This window comes from Variovorax palleresanus (genome assembly GCF_051144945.1).
GTDB classification, from domain to species: domain Bacteria; phylum Pseudomonadota; class Gammaproteobacteria; order Burkholderiales; family Burkholderiaceae_C; genus Variovorax; species Variovorax paradoxus_S.
Genome location: NZ_JBJNVP010000001.1, coordinates 735312 through 754975, shown reverse-complemented (window position 1 = coordinate 754975; position 19664 = coordinate 735312). Strand labels below are relative to the sequence as shown.

Sequence of the window (19664 nt, the reverse complement as noted above, 5' to 3'; positions counted from 1 at the left end):
CAATGACGGCAAGCCGGATGACTACCGCCGGCACGCTGCGTAGATAAAACAGTCGCGTGGTTCATCGGAGATGTTCGGATGAATCGTGTGGCGGGCAAGCCGGCCCTCCAACAGGAAGCCGCTTTTCTCCAGAGCTCGAGCGGAGGATCGGTTGTCAACGTCGCAGGTCGCTTCGACGCGAAAAATTTCTGGCGCACCAAGGGCGTGAGCAGTAAACGCTTGTACGGCCTCGACCATCAGGCCTTGACCCCATTGGCTGCGTGCGAGCACGTAGCCGATGTTGACGATATGACCATGGAGACGTGCGTCGAGCATGCCGATGAGTTGGCCGTTCGACTTCAGAGTGACGACGTATGGAAGGGTGGTGCCAGCGTCCCACTGAGCGACACAGTCGGCAATGAATTCGCGTGTGGTCTCCAGGAAGGAATGCGGCCGCCAGACCATGCACCGAGCTACGTCCGCATCCTGGGTGTATGAGTCGAACATCGCCTGTGCATCGTCAACATGTGGTGGGCGAAGCTTCAGGCGGGCGGTCTCGATGAAGTCCGGGAACGACGTTGCAGGTTGGTAGGCCATCGAAGGTGCAATCGAATGTCAGGCGGCATTCTGGCCCGAGGCTGTGTCGATCGAAAGCCGAGGCCACCGTTCACCAAACCGTTTCGCCGCAACCCGCTGCCGGTAGGTCGCGACGCTTGCCCGGAGCGGGTTGTGCCGAACACGCAGCTCGAACAGGTCATCAAGCCCGTGCGGGGCGACCACGCCCAACGACTCGCCCTCGTTCAGGTAGACACCGACACAGGTCGCATATTCCGGCCACGTCGCAACGCCTTCTTCCAGGGATGAGAGAGGCGGCACCGCCTGACCGAGGGCGGAGGCAAACCAACGATGCACGCCTGCCTGATTCGTTACCTCCCAATGAAAGCCTGGCATGGCCGAATGAAGCCGGTTCTCGAACTCTGCATCCTGCTCTGGACCAGCCTCCGCGTCGAAGTAGACGACATCGATGTCTTCGACGGCCGAGCGCTGGTCGAACTCATGAAGGGTGTCCCACACCAGAGACCGGATGGCCCCGGCGCCGATGCACCAAGATCGCAGTCCGAGCGAGCGGACGACTCGCAAGGCGGCCATCAATTCGTCGGATGCAGACACCATTGCAGCAAGCCTCTGCTCATGGTCCGTCTTGAGGCTGAAAGTCATGTCTCGATGGTAGTCGGCGGACGCAGCGCAGGTCAGCTCGTGGGCCGACTGCAGCCATTGCGGCCTGGAGCTTCATCAATGAGCAGAGGAACCCGGGACTCCGCTATCGCGCTGCCACGATCACGTGCGCCTGAATCTTGCCGGCCACCGGGCCTTCCTTGCCATGGCGGCTGGCGATCGCTTCCGTGGCACGGTCCGTCGCGAGCTGGAGCAAGCTGGCGTCGCGCGCCTCGATTTCGTTGCGCAGCGGCGTTCCCTGGCAATAGGCGGTTGCAGCGTCGCGTGCCGAGGGTGCGCGACTCGTCTTCTCGCGCGTCTCGATCTGGATGTCGACAAATCCTGCGCGGCTCAGTTCCTCGCGGATCCGTGCGACGTCGTGATAGCCGTGCGGCGTGCGGGCGAGAAATCGCGGCGGGTCGTGCGGAAAGACCGCGGCCACGGCGTTGGTGACGTCGTCGGCAAAGGCGTTGTCTTCGATGCGGTCCCAGACATTGAAGACAAAGCGACCGCCTGGCCTCAGTACGCGACGCGCCTCGGTGTAGCCGGCGACCCGGTCGGGAAAAAACATCGCGCCGAACTGGCAGCAAACGACGTCGAACGAGGCATCTTCGAACGGCAGGTCGAGCGCGTCCGCCTGCTTCCATTCGATGCGGCCGTCGGGCCCCTGGCGGCTCGCGGCATAGTCCAGCATGGGTTGGTTGAGGTCGGTCACCACGTAGCGCGCATTGGCGCCGAGCCTTGGTGCAAGCGCCCGCGTGACCACGCCGCTGCCGGCCGCCGTTTCAAGCACCGAGCCGGGCGAGGAGGCCGCGGCAAGCTCCGCCATGTCGGAGGCATAGGCCTCGAAGATCAGGGGGACCATCAGCGTGTCGTAGAACTTCGGGATCGAGCCCGCGAACACCTTGTCGCTCTCAGCCATATGAGATCTCCTCGAGGTTCTGAACGGTACGCTTGGCAGCTTGCCGGCTACATCTCATCTCAGCGCGTTGGCGCGGCAGGGGACAGGCGGTTCTTGCGGTAGGAGTTTTTCAGCAGGATCTTGCCGGCCCGAAAAGTGAACAGATCGCAGCCTTGGACTTCAACGCGCGTGCCGTCCGTGCGCGTTCCGGTAAACGTCCACTCCGATACACCGCGGTCTCCGTGGACGAAGTGGCGCGCGTTGCCCCAGTGGGCATCGGGAAAGACGGCCCAGACCTCCGCGAAACCGGCTCGCACGGCCTCGACGCCGACGTATCGGGTGCCGCAGGCATCGGCGCCAGCAGACGATTCGAAGACGCAATCGTCGGTCATGAACGACATGAGGGCATCGACATCGTGGCGATTCCACGCGTCGGCAAATGCTTGCAGCACGTCCGTGGTCATTTCGGGAATCGCGATTTGCATGATGGGCACCTCTGCAGAGCCTTCGCGCGGGTGTTCAGTGTACTGATTCAGCTTGGCATGTGGAAATCGGGCGAGCGGCGGACCACCGCGCGGATCTCCTCCATCAGCGCGCGCGCGCCCGGCGAGGGGAACGCGCCGAGGCGCTGGGTGAGCCCGATCTCGCGTCGCGTTTCGTCGAGCGGAAAGTCGAGCACGACGAGGCTGCCGTCGCGGATCTCGTAGCGCAGCTGGTGGGCCGAGATCGCGGTGAGCATGTCGCTTTCGAGCAGCAGGCCGCGCAGCACGGCAAGGTCGCCGGTCTCCACCGCGGGAATGGGAGGCGCCTGCCGCGCGGCGGAGAAAAAGCGCTCGAGCAATTCGCGCGAGGGCGTGCCATGCCGCGAGAGCGCCCATGTGGCCTGGCGCAGGGCATCGAAGTCGACGCGCGCGGCGCGCTCGAGCGGATGGCCGGCGCGCGCGATCACCGAGATGCGGTCTTCGAACAGCGCTTCCTGCTGCAGGTCGCCGGCCTCGGCGCCGCTGCGCAGCGCGCCGAGAATGAAGTCGATGTCGCCGCTTCGCAGCGATGCCGCCAATGCGTCGTAGGGGCTTTCGACCGTGGCGATGTGCAGCCCCGGATGGCGCGCCAGCAGCGAGGCAATGGCCAGCGGCAGGATCTGCGTGCGCCCGAGCGGCAGCGCGCCCACGTTCACGCTGCCCTGCAGCATGCCCTCGCTGGCCGCGATGTCCGGGCCGATGTGGCGCAGCTCCGCGAGCACCCGCTTGAAGTAGAAGGCCACGATCTCGCCCGCCGGCGTGGGCACGAGGCCGCGTGTCCTGCGCTCGAGCAGCGCGACGCCGAGTCCGCCTTCGAGGTCCTTGAGCGCGCGGCTGATGGCGGGCTGGGTGATGCCGAATTCGCGCGCGACCGCCGGCATGTTGCGCTTCTCCACCAGGCTTGCGATCACCGCGAGGCGCCTGCCGTTGAGGATCGACGCGAAGAGCGAATGCACGTCGGCGGAGGCGCCGATGCCGCCGCGTGCCATGAGCTGCGCGCGCGCATCCTCGAACTCGCGCTCGATGCGCCGCGCGCGCACCAGCACCAGGTCGCCGTACGAGTTCAGCGCCATGCCGCGCGAGCCGCGGTCGAACAGCGGCCGGCCCAGCGCGCCTTCGAGCTCGGCGATGGAGCGCGTCACGCCCGAGGCGACGCGAAACAGCTGCTCGTCCGCGGCCCTGGCGATGCTGCCGGCCGCGGCCACGGCCGAGAACGCGCGCAGATGCCGCAGGTTGATGCCGAGCGCGCCAGCGTGCGTCCGGTCGATAACTTTGTCTCGTGGGTGCACGGGCTTTGCTTTTTTGAAGATGTTCTCTCGGCGGAGGGTTCTGAAGGATTTGGGGAAAACCCTGATCGATAAAAAAGTCTGATGGTAGGCCAACCCGAACTCACCCCACGCGGCAGTCCCGCGAACCACACTTGCCGCAAGGGCTGGCGCACTCCCTCATGTGCCGGCGACGGCACCACCAAGCCATTCACGGAACTGCCAATGATCATCGACTGCCACGGCCACTACACCACGGCGCCCAAGGCGCTGGAGAACTGGCGCAACCAGCAGATCGCGGGCCTCGCGGACGCCGCGCTGAAGCCGCGCGCCGCCGACCTCCGGATCAGCGACGACGAGCTGCGCGAGTCGATCGAGGGCAACCAGCTGCGCCTCATGAAGGAGCGCGGCAGCGACCTGACGATCTTCAGCCCGCGCGCGAGCTTCATGGCGCATCACATCGGCGATTTCGAAACCTCGTCGACCTGGGCCGCCCTCTGCAACGAGCTGTGCTTTCGGGTGAGCGAACTGTTCCCGGACCACTTCATCGGCGCGGCCATGCTGCCGCAGTCGCCGGGCGTGGACCCGCGCAGCTGCATTCCGGAGCTGGAGCGCTGCGTGCGCGAATACGGCTTCGTGGCGATCAACCTCAACCCCGATCCCTCGGGCGGGCACTGGACTTCACCGCCGCTGTCGGACCGCCACTGGTATCCGCTGTACGAGAAGATGGTCGAGCACGACATTCCGGCCATGGTGCACGTGAGCACCAGTTGCAACGCCTGCTTCCACACCACCGGCGCGCACTACCTGAACGCCGACACCACGGCCTTCATGCAGTGCCTCACGTCGGACCTGTTCACCGACTTCCCGACCTTGCGCTTCGTGATTCCGCACGGCGGCGGCGCGGTGCCCTACCACTGGGGGCGCTTTCGCGGGCTGGCACAGGAGATGAAGAAGCCGCTGCTCAAGGACCACCTGCTGAACAACATCTTCTTCGACACCTGCGTGTACCACCAGCCGGGCATCGACCTGCTGACCCGCGTGATCCCGGTCGACAACATTCTCTTCGCGAGCGAAATGATCGGCGCGGTGCGCGGCATCGATCCGGAGACAGGTTTTTTCTACGACGACACGCGTCGCTATATCGATTCGACACCCATGCTCGACGCGAAGGCGCGGCACAAGGTGTTCGAAGGCAATGCACGCCGCGTGTACCCGCGCCTGGACCGCGCACTCATCGCCAAGGGGCTCTGATCTCATGTCTGCTTCCAACACCCTCCAACAGCTCGGCGTGGTTCACCGCAACGTGGTGCGCGCGGATGCGGCCGCCGTCGAAAAGCTTTCGCGCTTCGGCGTTTCCACCGTGCACGAGGCGCTCGGCCGGCTCGGGCTGATGCAGCCGCGCATCCGCCCCATCCATCCCGATGCGCGCTTCTGCGGCCCGGTCGTCACCGTGCTGCTGCAGCCCGGCGACAACTGGATGCTGCATGTGGTGGCCGAGCAGATACAGCCCGGCGACGTGGTCGTTGCGGCCTGCACCAGCGACAGCACCGACGGCTTCTTCGGCGACCTGCTCGCCACCTCCTTCAAGGCGCGCGGCTGCAAGGGCCTCGTGATCGACGGCGGTGTGCGCGACGTGCGCGACCTCAATGCGATGGGCTTCCCCGTGTTCAGCCGCGCGATCCATGCCAAGGGCACGATCAAGGCGACGCTCGGCTCGGTCAACGTGCCGGTGGTGTGCGCGGGCGCCCTGGTGTATCCGGGCGACGTGGTGGTGGCCGACATCGACGGCGTGGTGGTGGTGCCCGCCGCGCGCGCGCAGCAGGTGGCCGATGCGGCCGAAGCGCGCGAAGCCAACGAGACGGCCAAGCGCGAGCGCTTCGCGGCCGGCGAGCTTGGCCTGGACATGTACGCCATGCGCGAGCCGCTGGCCAAGGCCGGCCTGCGCTACATCGACTGAGCGCGGCGCACCGCTGGCCCGGCAAGGATGCCCGCGCCGCAGACCTGGGGACCAGAAATCCCCGCAACCTGAAAAACTGATGATGACCACTTCTTTCATTCGCCGCCGCTTGCTGGCCCTGGTCGGTGTGCTGGCGCTCGGCGCCTCAGTCAATGCCGGTGCCGCCGATGCCTATCCGTCCCGCCCCATCAAGATCCTGGTCGGCTACAGCGCCGGTGGTGCGGTCGACGCCATTGCACGCTCGGTCGGCCAGCGCATGTCGGCCATCCTCGGGCAGCCCGTGGTGGTGGAGAACAAGCCGGGCGCGGGAACCAACATCGCGGTGAAGGCGCTCATCGGGAGCCCGCCCGACGGCTACACGCTGCTGCTCGCGGCCAACGCGCTGGCGGTGAACCCTTCGCTCTTCGAGCCCGCGCCCTACGATCTCGAGCGCGACCTGACGCCAGTCGCCTCGGTCGGCCGCGTGCCGGTGGTGTTCTCGGTGCGCGAGGGCTCGGCCATCAAGACGCTGCCCGAACTGGTAGCCGCGGCCAAGGCCAGGCCGGGCGGCGTCACTGTCGCCACGCCGGGCAATGGCTCCACCCCGCATCTGGCGATGGAACTGTTCCAGCACACGGCCGGCCTGTCACTGCGCCACGTGCCGTACAAGGGCGGCGCGCAGGCCCTCACCGATCTGCTCGGCGGACATGTCGACGTGGTGGCGGTCAACGCGCTGGAGGTGCTGCCGCTCGCGAAGTCGGGCAAGCTGAAGGTGCTCGCGGTGATGGGCGGCGAGCGCGCCGCGGTGCTGCCGGGCGTGCCGACGGTGGCCGAGTCGGGCTATCCCGGTTTCGAATCGAGCGTCTGGTATGGCTTCGTCGCGCCCGCGGGGCTTCCGCAGCCGTTGCAGGCCAAGCTGCACGATGCGGTGCAGAAGGCGCTGGCCTCGCCGGAGGTGCGCGACCAGCTTGCCGCGGCCGGCGGCGTCACCCTGCCCGGACCGGCGGCGCAATTCGACAAGCTGCTCAAGACCGATGCGGCGCGCTACGGCAAGCTGATCCGCGAAGCCAACATCAAGCCTGATTGACCACGCGAGCGAGGCAACGTATGACGACACCGATCCAGGGCCTCTGTTCGATGGCGACGCGCGGATTGCTCGATGAACTCGCGGCCGCTTATGCGCAGCACACGGGCGTGCCGGTCTCCTTTCTGGCCATCGGAGGTGTCGAGGCTGCACGGCGCGTGTCCGCGGGAGAGCCGTTCGACGTGGTGGTGCTGGCCTCGGACGCCATCGACAAGCTGGCGGCGGCGGGCAAACTCGATGCCGCCGGCAAGACCGACCTGGTGCGCTCGGGCGTGGCGGCGGCGGTGTGCGCCGGTGCGCCGCGTCCCGACATTTCCACCGAAGAGGCGTTGCGCAGCAGCGTGCTGGCGGCACCCCGCATCGCCTACTCGACGGGTCCGAGCGGCACGGCGCTGATGGCGTTGTTCGAGCGCTGGGGCATTGCCGGCGACATCCGCGGCCGCCTGGTGCAGGCGCCGACCGGCGTGCCGGTCGGCTCGCTGCTGGCGCGCGGCGATGCCGAGCTCGGGTTCCAGCAGCTGAGCGAGCTGATCGGCGTCGAAGGCATCGAGTTGATCGGCCCGCTGCCGCCGGCGGTTCAGATCACCACCGTCTTTACGGCCGCTCCCGGCATCGGCGGCGGCGCACAGCCGGAGGCGGTGCGCGCGCTGCTCGATTTCATGCGCTCGGCGGACAGCGCCGACACCAAGCGCCGCCACGGCATGGAGCCGGCCTGAGGCTTCGGGCCGGGCGGGGGAGGACCGTGGCTATCGGCAGGCGAAGCTGGCGGCCGATTCGATGCTGCCGCCCATGTAGACCGCCGTCTGCGGGTATGGGCAGAGCGGCCGTGTGCGGGCAGGCGACCAGTCGGCAGGCACTTCGGCATTGACCACGTTGGCGCCGGGCCCGCGCGCCGTGGCGGTGACGGACGCGGGCGCCTTGCCCTGTTCCACCCACGCCACCAGCGGCGCCAGCATGTCGAACTGGTCGGTGGCCGGGCCGCCGCCGCAATGGTTCATGCCGGGCACCGGGAAGAAGCGGGCAAAGCCGGACGCGTCGCCGCCGTTGGCCGCGCGCAGCTGCTCGTACCAGGTCGTCGTGTCGTCCGAAGAGAAGACCGCATCGCTGGTGCCGTGGTAGACGATGAGCTTGCTGCCGCGCTCGCGAAGCGCCGACAGATTGGCGGGGTTCGGCGGCGTCATGAATGACATCGCCGACTCCGTATAGAGCGCCGTGCTCGCAAAGATGCTCGGCGCATCGGTGTCCATGTTGAAGCCCAGCGCAAAGTCGATGCCCGGTGGGCGGCTCGTGCCCAGCGGCGGCGTGCTGAAGACGAAGCCCACGGCGGCCGTGTCCAGGTTCTGCGAATTGGCAAATTCCCACTGGCGCCAGTCGGCGCCCTTGATGCCGGCGTCATACGGAAAGCTGCTGTAGAGCGCCGTGCCCGCGCTGTTGCGCGCGCCCGAGAAGATGTTGTCGAGCACGGTTTTCTGCGTGGCCGTGAGGCAGCTGCCGTTGCGCGTGGCGCCGCAGGTGGGCACGGCGCTGGCCAGGTCGAAGGCCTGCTTGCAGCTCTGCACGTCGGCCACGATGCCGTCCGTTGCGCCGTCGAGGGCGTCGCAGCGCGCGAGCACCGCGTTGGCCACCGTGGTCATCTCGGCCGGCGTGAAGGCGGTCTGCAGGTCCGGCTTGCCGGCCGCCGTGGTGGCGGTGGTCACCTTGGCATATTGCTGCACGCCATAGAGCTGGGCCACCGCGGCCTTCGGCAGGTTGAACCCGGGGTTGCCGGCCAGGATGCCGTCGTACTGGTTTGCGGACCGTGCCGCGGCCACCATCGCGTGGCGGCCGCCGTTCGAGCAGCCGCCGAAGTAGGAGCGGTCGGGTGCGCGCCCATAGGCCTTGGCGATCAGGTTCTTGGCCATCGGCGTCAGTTGCGCGACGGCGTTGTAGCCGTAGTCCAGGCGCGCCTGCGGGTCGATGCCGAAGGTCGGAATCTGCGCGCCCGAGTGCCCGGCGTCGGAGCTGATCACCGCGAAGCCCCGGTGCAGCGCCGTGCTCGTGGGCGCGCCGCCGCCGATGCCGCCCGTCGCGCGCACCACGTTGCCGTCGAGCCCGCCGTTGGCCTGGTAGAAGAACCGTCCGTTCCAGCTGACCGGCAGGCGCATCTCGAAGCCGATGGCGTAGGTCTTGCCGTCCACGCTGCTGGTGCGCTGGTTCATCTGCCCCTGCACCAGGCAATGCTCAGGCACGGGCGTGCTCACGCCGGCGACGACGAGCGTGCCCGCGGCGACCGAAGTGACGCTGGTGTAGGCGGTGTTGCCGAACGCCGCCTGGCTTGCGAGATCGCTGCACGACTGGAGCGTGCCGGGGCGTGCCTCCGACACCCCGGAGCCGCCGGGGGAGGGCGCGGCGGGAAGGAACCCGAAGCCGCTTGCGCCACCGCCACCACCGCCGCCGCAGGCGGCAAGCAGCGAGGCTGTGGCCAATGCGGCCCATGTCGGGTGGCATGAAGGGAACATGATCCGGCTCATCGGTGTCTCCTTTGCCGGGTCGGGCCGGCTGTGATGAAGTTATCTTGGATAACCAATATAGTTTTATGTGATAACTAAAAAATAGGGCAAACCCTGAAGCCTTGCCGCTCAGGGTCCGGCTCGATTTGCCGTATTCGAGGTGATCGGGTCGCAGATGTGTCAAAGTGCGAGCGGCCGTTACGGCATCCCTTGGAAACGCATCGTGCTTCGCCGACCCTCCATCACCTTTCGGACGATGGCCTTCGTGGCCATCGTCTGCCTCAGCCTGCTGGCAATCGACTGCTGGAACAGCTGGCAGTCGCGCACGGTGCAACTGCGGCAGATGAACGCAGCGACGTCGAACCTTGCGCGCGCCATGGCGCAACAGGCGGACGACACGCTCAAGGCGGCCGACTCCGCGTTGGTCGGCATCGTCGAGCGCGTCGAACATGACGGCACCGGTCCGGCGGCCGTCCAGCGGCTTCGCAAGGTGCTTGCCGCGCAGGTCGATGAATTTCCGCAGCTCGACGGCCTCCATATCTACGACGAGGACGGCAACTGGGTCGCGAACTCGCGCCGCATCACGCCGCAGAACCTGAACAATGCGAGCCGGGAATACTTCATCTTCCATCGCACGCACGAGGAGCGCGGACCGCACGTCGGCATTCCGGTGAAGAGCCGCACCAGCGGCGAATTGCTGGTGCCGGTGTCGCGTCGCATCAACCATGCAGACGGCAGCTTTGCGGGGGTGGCGCTTGCGACGATCGACGTCGACTTCTTCATGAAGTTCTACGACAGCCTGGACATCGGCGAGGCGGGCGCCGTAGGGTTGGTGCTGGACAACGGAACGATGATGACCCGCCGGCCCTACAGCGCCGACATGGTCGGGCGCGACATGCGGGAGACAGACCTCTTTCGCGCCTACGTCGAGCAGGGCGCAGTCGGCACCGCGTACATCCGCTCGGCGCAGGACGGCACGATGCGGTTGAACAGTTTCCGGCGCCTCGAGAACTATCCGCTGTTCGTGTCCGCGGCCTTGTCCAAGGACGAAATCCTGGCCAACTGGTGGCGCGAGACGATCTGGCATTCGGCCGGTGTGCTGCTGCTCGCGCTGGTGGTCGGTTTCGTCGGATGGCGGCTCGTCAAGCAGTTCGAGCTCCAGACCCAGACCGAGAACGAACTGCGGCAGGCGCGCGACGCGCTCGAGACGCTGAACAAGACGCTCAACACGCTGGCCATGGAAGACGGGCTGACCGGGCTTGCGAACCGCCGGCAGTTCGACGTGACGCTCGACAACGAGTTCGGCCGCGCGATGCGCAATGCGAGCACGCTCGCGCTGATCATGATGGATGTGGACTGCTTCAAGCAGTACAACGACATCTACGGCCACGCGGCCGGCGACGAGTGCCTGCAATCGATCGGCCGCACCATCGCCAAGGTTGCAGGCCGCCGTCCGGGGGACCTGGCGGCGCGCTACGGCGGAGAGGAGCTGGTGGTGCTGCTGCCGAACACCGACGTGGCGGGCGCCGTCATCCTGGCGGAACGCATTCGCAGCGCCGTTCGCGACCTGAAGATCGTTCATGCCGGCACCGAAGACGGCTTCGTGACGTTGAGTGCCGGCGTGGATGCGCTCAAGCCCGTGCCCGGAGCGGCGCAGCCGAAGGAGTTGATCCGTGCCGCGGACCAGGCCCTGTATGCGGCGAAGGCGGGCGGCCGCAACCGCGTATGCGCATCGATGCGGCCCGTGCCCGCCTAGGCTGAGCGGCGCCGGCGAGCGCAAGGGCAGGGTGCGTGTTGGCATGCATCGTGCACAAAGACGGGCATGTTTTCATTTTCCCTGGATACTTTTCGCTATCGCCTGCGCCAACTGGCCGGGCAGGCCCAGCCGCTGCGGGTGTTGCTCACGCTGGGCAGCCTGATGGCGATCGGCAGCCTGAGCGGGCACGCCGAAGCCGTCACGCCGCTTTTTCTGGGCACCATTGCGAGCGCGCTGGCAGAGACCGACGACAGCGCCCGCGGGCGCTTGCGCGCGCAGCTCGTCACGCTGGCCTGCTTCGCGGTGGCGGCCTTCGCGGTGCTGTCCTGGATCGACCAGCCGGTCTTCTTCATCGCGGGGCTCGCGCTGGCCGCGTTCTCGCTCACGATGCTTGGCGCCATCGAGCCGCGCTACAAGGCCATCGGCTTTGCCACGCTCATTCTTGCGATCTATGCCACGCTGGGCACCGACGGCAACGCCGCCGCAAGCGAAGCCGCAAGGCTGCGGGAGGTCCTGCTCCTGCTGGCGGGCGCCGCCTGGTATGGCGTGTTCTCGGTGGCGTGGTGCGCGTTCTTTCCGGCCCAGCCGGTGCAGGTGCGGCTGGTGAAGCTGTTCTCCGTGCTCGGCGACTACGTGTGCTTCAAGGCATCGCTGTTCGAGCCGCTGCGCGGCATCGACGTGGAGCGCAAGCGGCTTTCGCTTGCACAGCTCAATGCCGACGTGGTGGGCGAACTCAACGCGGCCAAGGAGGGCATCTTCCGGCGCATTGGCGCGCGCGCACCCAAGGGCCGCATCGCTCGCTACCGCGGCCTGTACCTGATCGCACAGGACGTGCACGAGCGCGCGACCTCGTCGCATGACGACTACAACGCGCTGGCCGATGCGTTCTTTCACAGCGACCTGCTGTACCGCTGCCAGCGCGTGCTGAGCTTGCAGGGAGAAGCCTGCCGCCGCCTTGCGCATTCGATCGAGCGGCGCGAACCCTTCGTCGCCGGCCCCGAGACGGGCCGCGCGCTGGCAGAGCTGCAAAGCGCCATCGACCACGAGCGCACGCAGGTGCGCGAACCGCGCCGGCTTGCGCTGCTCGCGTCCGTCGAGGCGCTGGCGTGGAATCTGGCGCAGCTCGACGGGCAGCTCGCCGGCGCCACCGAGCCATCGGCCCGGGCCGGGCGCGCCGACATGGGGCTGTTCGACCGCTCGCCGCGTTCCTGGCGCGAGCGGGTGGAGCGCGTGCGGCGCCAGTTCACGCCGCAGTCGGCGCTGTTTCGCCATGCGCTGCGGCTGGCCGTCGCACTCATGGCGGGATATGGCGTGATGCTGCTGATCCACCCGGTGCGGGGCTACTGGATCCTGCTGACCACGCTGTTCGTCTGCCAGCAGGCCTGGGGCGATACCGTGTCGCGCATGGGCCAGCGCATCGCGGGCACGGCGGTCGGCGTGGTGGCCGGGTGGGCCTTGCTGGCGCTCTTTCCCCAGCCCTGGCTGCAATCGCTGGTGGCCGTGGCCGCGGGTGTCTTCTTCTTCGCCACGCGTGCCACGCGCTACCTGCTCGCCACGGCCGCGGTCACGGTACTGGTGCTGATGTGCTCCAACCAGGTGGGCGATGGCGACGTGCTGATCGTGCCTCGGCTGATCGACACCGCCATCGGCAGCGTGATTGCCGCGCTGGCGATGATCCTCGTGCTGCCCCATTGGCAGTCGCGGCGCTTCAGCGATCTGGCTGCGACGGCGCTGCGCAACCACGGGCACTACCTGCGGCAGATCGCCAGCCAATATCGCTCGGGGGCGCGCGACGACCTGGCCTATCGGCTCGCGAGGCGCAATGCCCACAACGCCGACGCCACGCTGTCCGGCGCCGTGTTCGAGATGTATCGCGAACCGGGCCTCGTGCGGCCGCGCGCGGGCGTCGCGTTGCGGTTCCTGATCCAGTCGCACGCGCTCCTGAGCTACTTGTCCGCGCTTGGCGCGCATCGCGCGGCGCTGCACGCGCCGCAACAGCTGGCCGCGCTGCATGCCGAGGCCGAAGGCGCGGCAAGCGCGCTGGATGCGTTGGCCTCGTACATGGAAGGTATGGAAGGTGCGTCGCCGGATGGCGGCGGCGAAGCGGCCCCGAAGCCGATCGATCCCGCGACAGCGGTGGAGGAGGCCGATGGCGACGAGGCGGCCGATCACATCGCCCGGCTTTTTCGGGCCGAGCTCGCCATGGTCCGGGTGCAGATCGAATCGCTGCGCGATCATGCCGGCCGATGGATGCAGCCGCATGCAGACGGCGCGGACCTTGCACGCTGAAGCGGTGTCTACCTACAGCGAATCTTGCGTGAAAGCGCGAGCTTCGATGGGCCATGAACAAGCTCAAGCATCTGTTGCGCCTGTGCAAGGAGGCCGCCATGGCCTGGGTGGACGATTTCGCGCCGAGCATGGGAGCGGCGATTTCCTACTACACGATGTTCTCGCTGGCGCCGCTGCTGGTGATCGTGATCGCGGTGGCGGGCGCGCTCTTCGGGGCTGAAGCGGTGCAGGGCCAGATCGCCGCGCAGCTGACGGGCTTGATCGGCGAGGAGGGTGCGCAGGCGGTGCAAGCGCTGGTCAAGAGCGCGAACGAGCCGTCGCGCGGGCTGATTGCCGGAGCCATCAGCATCGTGGTGCTGATCGTCGGTGCGACCACCGTGTTTGCCGAACTGCAAAGCGCGCTCGACCGCATCTGGCATGTGCCCGAGCGCGCCAAGCCGAGCGGCCTGTGGGGCATTTTGCGGGCGCGGGTGCTGTCGTTCGGGCTGATCCTGGGGCTCGCGTTCCTGCTGATGGTGTCGCTCGTCGTCAGTGCCGTGCTCGCGGCGCTGGGAAACTGGAGCGTCGGGTTTTTTCCGGGGTGGGAGCTGCTGCTGCAGTCGCTCAATGCAGTGGTGACGCTGGGCATTCTCACGCTGCTGTTCGCGATGATCTACAAGCTCATGCCGAGCGCGCCGATCGCATGGCCCGACGTGTGGATCGGCGCGGCGGTGACCGCCGTGCTCTTCGAGGTCGGCAAGGTTCTGATCGGCCTCTATCTCGGCAAGAGCAGCGTGACCGAATCGTTCGCCGCGGCCGGATCGCTGGTGGTGCTGTTGGCATGGGTGTACTACGCGGCGCAGGTCTTTTTGCTCGGCGCGGAATTCACCAAGGTCTATGCCAACGCCCATGGATCGGTTGCCGCGAGCAAGGCACAGGCCGCGACGGAAATCGCGGCGCAGCAAGCCGAGCAGGGCACCGAAAGCGCCGCCGTGCGCCAGCACGAAACGGGAAAACTCGAAGCTCTTGCGAACGTCGAGGACACCCGGCGGGTGCTGGAGGAGCGCACGCGGGTGGCCACCGCCAAGCTCATCCAGCAGGTTGCCGGGCTGTTTGCCATCAGCGTGGCAACCAGCCTGATGGCGTGGCATCGGCGCACGCTGCGACGCCGCGGCGCGGCCCGCCCGCACGGCCCGACTCGCTCGCGTTCTGAAAGGGGCGCAACGCCAGCGCCGTCTGCGAGCGCTCCCAAGACGCGCTGACCCGCTGGCCTTCGGGCCGCGCTTTGGCGCGGCGTCGTCCAGCGGTCGTCGCCAGCGCGACGGTTGGGACGTGCACACGTCATTGCCGCTGGCCCAGCTCCGCAAAAGCCAACACGCCCGCGGGCGGATGCTTCAACAGGACAAAAGTCCCAGCTCTTCAGTGCTATTCCAGTACTTATCGAACGAGAAGGAGAGGACATTCCTTCCATGTGCTTATGTCGTCGGCGCAATCCAATACATCGTCGAGACCACACAGGCCGCCTTCCGGCGTTCACCAAGGAAGCATATGACCGGCTCCAATGGCCGCGACCTTCTCTCCATGGATATTCGTCCATGTCGGGTCATCTGCCTGGCTCGTCCGATTCGCCTCCTGTCTCGGCCATGTGCCGTAGGGGGACTCGCAACCCGGAGCAGAAAATGAGCGACGACTCCCAGGTCGAACTTTCCGAAGTGGCGAAACGCCGGATTGCGTACGCCGCGAAAGTCACCGAGCTTCAATACCAGCAGGCAAAACGGATCTGCGACGAGATCAACGGGATGCCGATCGGCAAGGACGACCCGATGGTGCTGGTCGTCCTCAAGGCGATCTCGACCAACTACGCCGCTCTGGGTCATTTGGCCGAGTTAAGAATTTGCTTATGTCTGGAGACTGCGGAAATCGATATCCAGACCCCGCGAGCACAGCCTGTGGCAGACCCGGCCACAGTCATTGATCCAGGCTTGTTCGACGGAGCGATCGGCAGCCCTGAGGAGGTTTCTTGGGCTACAGAGCTGCTGGTTGGCGTCCGACAGGCTGGCCGGGGCAGTGGCATATCTTCGAGTTCTCCAACGAAGGAGCGACGCGAGCAAGCGCCCCATCTCGACAACAAAACGCATCGAATGAGGTAACGGCCATGCCCCTGTTCTATTTGCTAAGCCTGCAGTACGTCGCCCTGCCGAAGGTGGTGGCGAGACCCGAAGACGTTCAGCATGTGAGCGTATTGAAAGCGACCGGTCTCATTGAAGCAGAGATCGCGCCTGCCTCGGACTCGGCCGGCAAGTACAACGTCGCCCGAACAGCCACCGTGACGTGCATCACGGAGGACGGCATGGCGGAAATCAACAAGATGCTCAACGAACCCCGACGAATGGGCAGGACGCTGCAGATAGCTCGAAACAGGATGCGGAGCTCTTCGCTGAGTTGAAATCGTCGGGGCCCTCTGACGGTCACCTACCGACCCGCCGGCGGCGCCGGGCGAAGCAACGCCCTCGATTCATAGTTGTTAACGCGCCTCGAACAGTGTAAACAGACTGTTCCCCGGGCTCCATGCGCGTTACATTTTTGGAACTATCGAGGGCGACATGAACGAAGATGGCCAAACAGCGCTGCAGCGAATACTTTACCTGCCGGTGTCGGGAAAATTTCTCATCGCATTGATTGGTGCCAGCGCCTGGATGGGGTTTTCAATATGGGCCGCGGGGCCTTGGTTCGCCGATCTTCAATTCCATGTCGGCCCCGCTTTGGCGATTTTCCTGGTGTATGGGATCGCCATCATTCCGGGCTTCATGAATGCGTTCCTGGCGATAAGCCTGGTCCTGGACAAAAGGCCGCCGCACCGCGCTTTGTCCGTCTATCCCCCGATCTCCATTCTGGTTGCCGCATACAACGAAGAGGCTTCGATCGAGGAGACGCTTGTCAGCATCGGCCACCAGAAATACCCCGGCGAATTGCAGGTCATCGTGATCAACGATGGATCCACGGATGGCACTTCTCTTGTTGTTCAGCGCAATCAGGACCGGTACCCGTGGCTGACCTTCGTCGACCTGAAAAAGAACGGAGGCAAGGCTCGCGCGCTGAACATCGGGCTCAAGGAGGTTCTGCACGACCTTGTCATCACGGTGGATGCAGATTCGTTTCTGTACCGAGGGGCGCTGGTCAATATCGTCGAGCGTTATCAAGCGGATCCGCCGAATACGCGCGCTGTTGCGGGAAAGATCCTGGTCCGAAATTCGCGGCAAAACTGGATCACCCGTTGCCAGGAATGGGACTATTTCCACGGTATTTCTGCCATCAAGCGGGTTCAATCGCTGTTCCAGGGCACTTTGGTTGCGCAGGGTGCATTTTCCGTCTACGACCGTGCCGCGCTGGCCGAGGTGGGCGGATGGCCGGAGTGCGTGGGAGAAGACATCGTGCTCACGTGGGCCCTGCTGAAGGCGGGCTATCGGGTCGGCCATTGCGAGGATGCATGCCTGTTTACCAACGTGCCCAGCACCGTCAAACAACTGGTCAAGCAGCGCCAGCGATGGGCGCGTGGCATGACGGAAGCCTTCATCAAGCATCCGGGGATCCTCCTCAAATCCCGGTTGTCGACATTTTTCGTTTACTGGAACCTTTTGTTTCCATGGTTGGATCTGGCGTTCACCTTCGGATTCATACCTGGATTGATCCTTGCCTTCTTCGGCTATTACTGGATTGTGGGGTTGATGACCCTTGCGCTGCTGCCGGCCGCTTTCGCATTGAGTCTTCTGATGTTTTCGATCGAACGCCGAATGTTCAAGAAAACAGGCTTGGTCGTGCGAAAAAATGTGCAGGGATTCTTTGTCTACGTGCTGCTGTACAGCCTCATTCTGCAGCCGGCCAGCATTCTGGGATATCTGGATGAACTGTTCAGAAAGCCGAAGTCGTGGGGTACGAAATGAGCGGGGGACTCCAATGCGGTCTGGCCGGTCTTTTGGGCTTCGCGGCGTTGATTTCTCCTTGCAAGGCAGAGGAAGAAAAAACCAACGAAAAAGCAGCCGGCATGGCGTTTGGGACGGAATTCTTTCTGACCAATGACAGCGATCATTTTCAATCGCGGCGCGTGTCCGTGGAGTTTTTTCCCGCCTTTGAAAACGCGGATCGCTTCCTGGGGTTCCGGCTGGGCGATTACCAATACAAGCAGGACAACTGGCGAAGAAATGGCCAGAAGATCTCGTTTCTCGCCCGCTCGATCGAAACCAGAACGGGCGACGGAGGGGCGATGGAGGCGGGTGTGTTTCAACAGGGAGGGCATACGCTGCTGACACTCGACGGCAGCTACCGCATGTCCCCGACAAAGAGTACGGCGGTGGAGTTTCTTCTGACGCGCGACTGGGTCGAAACCCCCAAGTCACTGGACCGCGGAATCGATTTTTCCTTCGTCGGGGTCGCCGTGGATCAGGGGCTCGGGAGCCACGTGACCCTGGTGGGCCTGCTGGCACAGCAGTATTTCTCCGACGGCAATCGGCGGGACCACGGCCGCCTGCGGCTGATCTATCAGCCGTCGCTCGATCTGGGGCTGACGCTGCAGGCGCGCTATCGAACGTACCGAAGTACCCACGAGGATGTCGACAGGGCCTATTTCAATCCGAAGAGCTACGCCGAGTCGATGCTGGCGGTCAGTTGGCGACACCGTTTCCAGGGATGGACCGCGGCTGTGACGGCGGGGCTCGGCAATGAGACCATCAATCACGAGCTGAGCCAGCCAACGAAATTGCTGGACTTCAGTCTCCAAAGTCCCGTCAGAGGGTCGCAGGTGTTTCGATTTGGTGCCGGCTACAGTCGAAGCACCACCTTTTCCGGACCCAGCTACCAGTACCGGTACATTCGCGGCGAATGGGTGATTCTTTTCTGAAGTGCCACCCAGGATCGATGGATGCGCTTCTTGCTCCTGGAGCAGACCCCATCAGCGGCTCTGGGCCTTGCCAGTGAAAACCGCCAGCTGATCGGCGAAAGCGCGTTTGTAGGCCGGTCGCGCCTCGCCGCGGGCGATATACGCGCAGAGGTTCGGATATCCATCCAGCAACCCCGATCCGCTCAACCTGCGCAGCACCGTCACCATCAGTAGGTCGCCAGCGCTGAAGGCACCATCGAGCCAATCGGCATCGCCAAGCCGGCTGGAGAGTTGACCCAGCCGTATGCGGACGCGATCCTCGAGCACAGGTAGGCGCTCCCCGTACCAGGTCTTGTCACGCTCCACGAGCGTGGCGATCTCGCGATCGAGGATCGGCGGCTCCACCGTGTTGAGCGCCGCAAACATCCATGCGATCGCACGCGCCCGTGCGGTCGCATCGTCCGGCAGCAGGCCGGCACGGCGCTCGGCGATATGGAACACGATGGCCCCTGACTCGAACAGGGCGAGATCGCCTTCCTCATAGGTCGGAATCTGCCCGAAAGGATGAAGCGCCCGATGCGCGGGCTCCTTCATCTCCTTGAACGAAACAAGGCGAACGTCGTAGGGCTGGCCCACTTCTTCAAGCGCCCAGCGCACGCGCATGTCGCGCGCCAATCCTCTGCCGCGATCGGGCGATCGTTCGAAGGCGGTGATGGTGGGGGTCATTCGAAAGCTCCGGCTTCTGGGCCGCATTTTCCTCGAAGCGACGGATGACCGGGGAGCCCTTCGGAGCGAAGGGTACGTAGTTCCCCTCGCCTCGGGGTCAGATTGCGATCAGCTCGGCGAAAGAGCATTCGATCGTCCGGAGTGCCAGCCGGATGGAGACAAGCCCGGCCGGCTTCACCTGCGCCGGTTGCGTTCAATAAACCCACCGCATCGGGAACGTATGAGAAACAGAAATCTTGTCAGGGGACTCTTCCTCATGGCAATCGCATTGGCCTTCGGCCTCACGGCGCTTCGCTACCCCATTGGAGACCTGAGCCGGGCCGGGCCGGGTCTGTTCCCCGTCATGGTGAGCAGCCTGCTGCTGCTGATCGGCGCCTCGACGGTGGTCCGATCGTTCCTCGTCGCGCCGGTGCGGCTGGACCTCCACTTCAAGAACATCGCACTCATCCTCGGAAGCCTTTGCGGCTTCGCGTTGATCTCGATGTACCTGGACATGGTCGCGGGCATCGTCTTCATGGTGTTCTGCTCGGCCTTCGCCGGCAGCTCGAACTCATGGTTGCGCAACGTCAAGATTTCTGCCGGCCTGATCGCCATGGCATTCGCGCTTCAGAAACTCCTCGGCCTGAACCTGCCGCTCTTCTGAGGCCA

19 protein-coding genes are annotated in these 19664 nt (G+C 65.4%); 12 read left to right on the top strand and 7 right to left on the bottom strand.

Translation table 11 applies throughout. The features are described from left to right. Nucleotides 1-21 precede the first annotated feature (21 nt). The 5 genes from ACJ7Z0_RS03575 to ACJ7Z0_RS03555 form a co-directional block, all read right to left on the bottom strand. On the bottom strand, nt 22-576 hold the full coding sequence (locus ACJ7Z0_RS03575; protein ID WP_434788713.1) for a GNAT family N-acetyltransferase: 555 nt from the start codon (nt 574-576) through the stop codon (nt 22-24). Nucleotides 577-594: 18 nt separating this feature from the next. After that, nucleotides 595-1152, bottom strand: coding sequence for a nucleotidyltransferase family protein (locus ACJ7Z0_RS03570; protein WP_434788765.1), 558 nt, complete (start codon nt 1150-1152; stop codon nt 595-597). Nucleotides 1153-1300: 148 nt separating this feature from the next. Then, on the bottom strand, nt 1301-2116 hold the full coding sequence (locus ACJ7Z0_RS03565) for a class I SAM-dependent methyltransferase (RefSeq protein ID WP_434788712.1): 816 nt from the start codon (nt 2114-2116) through the stop codon (nt 1301-1303). A 59-nt stretch (nt 2117-2175) separates the two neighbouring features. Then, nucleotides 2176-2580, bottom strand: a complete 405-nt coding sequence (locus ACJ7Z0_RS03560; protein WP_434788711.1) for a nuclear transport factor 2 family protein — start codon at nt 2578-2580, stop codon at nt 2176-2178. A 47-nt stretch (nt 2581-2627) separates the two neighbouring features. Then, nucleotides 2628-3905: a LysR family transcriptional regulator gene (locus tag ACJ7Z0_RS03555; protein ID WP_434788710.1), complete on the bottom strand. Its 1278-nt coding sequence runs from the start codon at nt 3903-3905 to the stop codon at nt 2628-2630. 201 nt (nt 3906-4106) lie between these two features. Between ACJ7Z0_RS03555 and ACJ7Z0_RS03550 the strand changes: the two genes are divergently transcribed. The 4 genes from ACJ7Z0_RS03550 (at nt 4107) to ACJ7Z0_RS03535 (ending at nt 7620) form a co-directional block, all read left to right on the top strand. Next, nucleotides 4107-5135, top strand: a complete 1029-nt coding sequence (locus ACJ7Z0_RS03550) for an amidohydrolase family protein (protein ID WP_434788709.1) — start codon at nt 4107-4109, stop codon at nt 5133-5135. Nucleotides 5136-5139: 4 nt separating this feature from the next. After that, nucleotides 5140-5841 carry a 4-carboxy-4-hydroxy-2-oxoadipate aldolase/oxaloacetate decarboxylase gene (ligK, locus tag ACJ7Z0_RS03545; RefSeq protein WP_434788708.1) on the top strand — a complete coding sequence of 234 codons (702 nt, stop codon included), beginning with the start codon at nt 5140-5142 and terminating at the stop codon, nt 5839-5841. An 82-nt stretch (nt 5842-5923) separates the two neighbouring features. Beyond that, nucleotides 5924-6907, top strand: a complete 984-nt coding sequence (locus tag ACJ7Z0_RS03540; RefSeq protein ID WP_434788707.1) for a Bug family tripartite tricarboxylate transporter substrate binding protein — start codon at nt 5924-5926, stop codon at nt 6905-6907. Nucleotides 6908-6927: 20 nt separating this feature from the next. Beyond that, a complete protein-coding gene (locus ACJ7Z0_RS03535; protein ID WP_434788706.1) occupies nt 6928-7620 on the top strand; it encodes a substrate-binding domain-containing protein in 693 nt (230 codons plus the stop codon). A gap of 30 nt (nt 7621-7650) precedes the next feature. Here the strand turns inward: ACJ7Z0_RS03535 and ACJ7Z0_RS03530 are convergent, their stop codons facing one another. Beyond that, nucleotides 7651-9414 (bottom strand): tannase/feruloyl esterase family alpha/beta hydrolase, encoded by a 1764-nt coding sequence (locus ACJ7Z0_RS03530; RefSeq protein ID WP_434788705.1) that lies wholly within the window; start codon nt 9412-9414, stop codon nt 7651-7653. Nucleotides 9415-9616: 202 nt separating this feature from the next. Between ACJ7Z0_RS03530 and ACJ7Z0_RS03525 the strand changes: the two genes are divergently transcribed. From ACJ7Z0_RS03525 to ACJ7Z0_RS03495, 7 genes are all read left to right on the top strand, one after another. Beyond that, a complete protein-coding gene (locus ACJ7Z0_RS03525; protein ID WP_434788704.1) occupies nt 9617-11149 on the top strand; it encodes a GGDEF domain-containing protein in 1533 nt (510 codons plus the stop codon). Between the two features lie 66 nt (nt 11150-11215). Further along, a complete protein-coding gene (yccS, locus tag ACJ7Z0_RS03520) occupies nt 11216-13438 on the top strand; it encodes a YccS family putative transporter (protein WP_434788703.1) in 2223 nt (740 codons plus the stop codon). A 53-nt stretch (nt 13439-13491) separates the two neighbouring features. Then, a complete protein-coding gene (locus tag ACJ7Z0_RS03515) occupies nt 13492-14679 on the top strand; it encodes a YihY/virulence factor BrkB family protein (RefSeq protein ID WP_434788702.1) in 1188 nt (395 codons plus the stop codon). Nucleotides 14680-15096: 417 nt separating this feature from the next. Then, a complete protein-coding gene (locus ACJ7Z0_RS03510) occupies nt 15097-15567 on the top strand; it encodes a hypothetical protein (RefSeq protein WP_434788701.1) in 471 nt (156 codons plus the stop codon). A gap of 5 nt (nt 15568-15572) precedes the next feature. Then, nucleotides 15573-15863 carry a hypothetical protein gene (locus tag ACJ7Z0_RS03505; protein ID WP_434788700.1) on the top strand — a complete coding sequence of 97 codons (291 nt, stop codon included), beginning with the start codon at nt 15573-15575 and terminating at the stop codon, nt 15861-15863. Nucleotides 15864-16020: 157 nt separating this feature from the next. Further along, nucleotides 16021-17358, top strand: coding sequence for a glycosyltransferase family 2 protein (locus tag ACJ7Z0_RS03500; RefSeq protein ID WP_434788699.1), 1338 nt, complete (start codon nt 16021-16023; stop codon nt 17356-17358). Next, nucleotides 17355-18311, top strand: coding sequence for a porin family protein (locus ACJ7Z0_RS03495; protein WP_434788698.1), 957 nt, complete (start codon nt 17355-17357; stop codon nt 18309-18311). The genes ACJ7Z0_RS03500 and ACJ7Z0_RS03495 overlap by 4 nt, the downstream gene beginning before the upstream one ends. Nucleotides 18312-18362: 51 nt before the next feature. On the opposite strand, the gene ACJ7Z0_RS03490 is transcribed toward ACJ7Z0_RS03495, so the two are convergent. After that, complete coding sequence (locus ACJ7Z0_RS03490; RefSeq protein ID WP_434788697.1) at nt 18363-19016, bottom strand: glutathione S-transferase family protein; 654 nt, start codon at nt 19014-19016, stop codon at nt 18363-18365. Between the two features lie 220 nt (nt 19017-19236). On the opposite strand from ACJ7Z0_RS03490, the gene ACJ7Z0_RS03485 reads away from it, so the two are divergent. Continuing rightward, nucleotides 19237-19659: a tripartite tricarboxylate transporter TctB family protein gene (locus ACJ7Z0_RS03485; protein ID WP_434788764.1), complete on the top strand. Its 423-nt coding sequence runs from the start codon at nt 19237-19239 to the stop codon at nt 19657-19659. Nucleotides 19660-19664 lie beyond the last annotated feature (5 nt).

What these genes read in the sequence shown, in the direction of transcription:
- ACJ7Z0_RS03575 (WP_434788713.1), bottom strand. Translation starts at nt 576, where the DNA reads ATGGCCTACCAACCTGCAACGTCGTTCCCGGACTTCATCGAGACCGCC.
- ACJ7Z0_RS03500 (WP_434788699.1), top strand. Translation starts at nt 16,021, where the DNA reads ATGAACGAAGATGGCCAAACAGCGCTGCAGCGAATACTTTACCTGCCG.
- ACJ7Z0_RS03530 (WP_434788705.1), bottom strand. Translation starts at nt 9,414, where the DNA reads ATGAGCCGGATCATGTTCCCTTCATGCCACCCGACATGGGCCGCATTG.
- ACJ7Z0_RS03515 (WP_434788702.1), top strand. Translation starts at nt 13,492, where the DNA reads ATGAACAAGCTCAAGCATCTGTTGCGCCTGTGCAAGGAGGCCGCCATG.
- ACJ7Z0_RS03485 (WP_434788764.1), top strand. Translation starts at nt 19,237, where the DNA reads ATGAGAAACAGAAATCTTGTCAGGGGACTCTTCCTCATGGCAATCGCA.
- ACJ7Z0_RS03560 (WP_434788711.1), bottom strand. Translation starts at nt 2,580, where the DNA reads ATGCAAATCGCGATTCCCGAAATGACCACGGACGTGCTGCAAGCATTT.
- ACJ7Z0_RS03570 (WP_434788765.1), bottom strand. Translation starts at nt 1,152, where the DNA reads ATGGTGTCTGCATCCGACGAATTGATGGCCGCCTTGCGAGTCGTCCGC.
- ACJ7Z0_RS03505 (WP_434788700.1), top strand. Translation starts at nt 15,573, where the DNA reads ATGCCCCTGTTCTATTTGCTAAGCCTGCAGTACGTCGCCCTGCCGAAG.
- ligK (WP_434788708.1), top strand. Translation starts at nt 5,140, where the DNA reads ATGTCTGCTTCCAACACCCTCCAACAGCTCGGCGTGGTTCACCGCAAC.
- yccS (WP_434788703.1), top strand. Translation starts at nt 11,216, where the DNA reads ATGTTTTCATTTTCCCTGGATACTTTTCGCTATCGCCTGCGCCAACTG.
- ACJ7Z0_RS03565 (WP_434788712.1), bottom strand. Translation starts at nt 2,116, where the DNA reads ATGGCTGAGAGCGACAAGGTGTTCGCGGGCTCGATCCCGAAGTTCTAC.
- ACJ7Z0_RS03490 (WP_434788697.1), bottom strand. Translation starts at nt 19,016, where the DNA reads ATGACCCCCACCATCACCGCCTTCGAACGATCGCCCGATCGCGGCAGA.
- ACJ7Z0_RS03495 (WP_434788698.1), top strand. Translation starts at nt 17,355, where the DNA reads ATGAGCGGGGGACTCCAATGCGGTCTGGCCGGTCTTTTGGGCTTCGCG.
- ACJ7Z0_RS03535 (WP_434788706.1), top strand. Translation starts at nt 6,928, where the DNA reads ATGACGACACCGATCCAGGGCCTCTGTTCGATGGCGACGCGCGGATTG.
- ACJ7Z0_RS03550 (WP_434788709.1), top strand. Translation starts at nt 4,107, where the DNA reads ATGATCATCGACTGCCACGGCCACTACACCACGGCGCCCAAGGCGCTG.
- ACJ7Z0_RS03540 (WP_434788707.1), top strand. Translation starts at nt 5,924, where the DNA reads ATGACCACTTCTTTCATTCGCCGCCGCTTGCTGGCCCTGGTCGGTGTG.
- ACJ7Z0_RS03510 (WP_434788701.1), top strand. Translation starts at nt 15,097, where the DNA reads ATGAGCGACGACTCCCAGGTCGAACTTTCCGAAGTGGCGAAACGCCGG.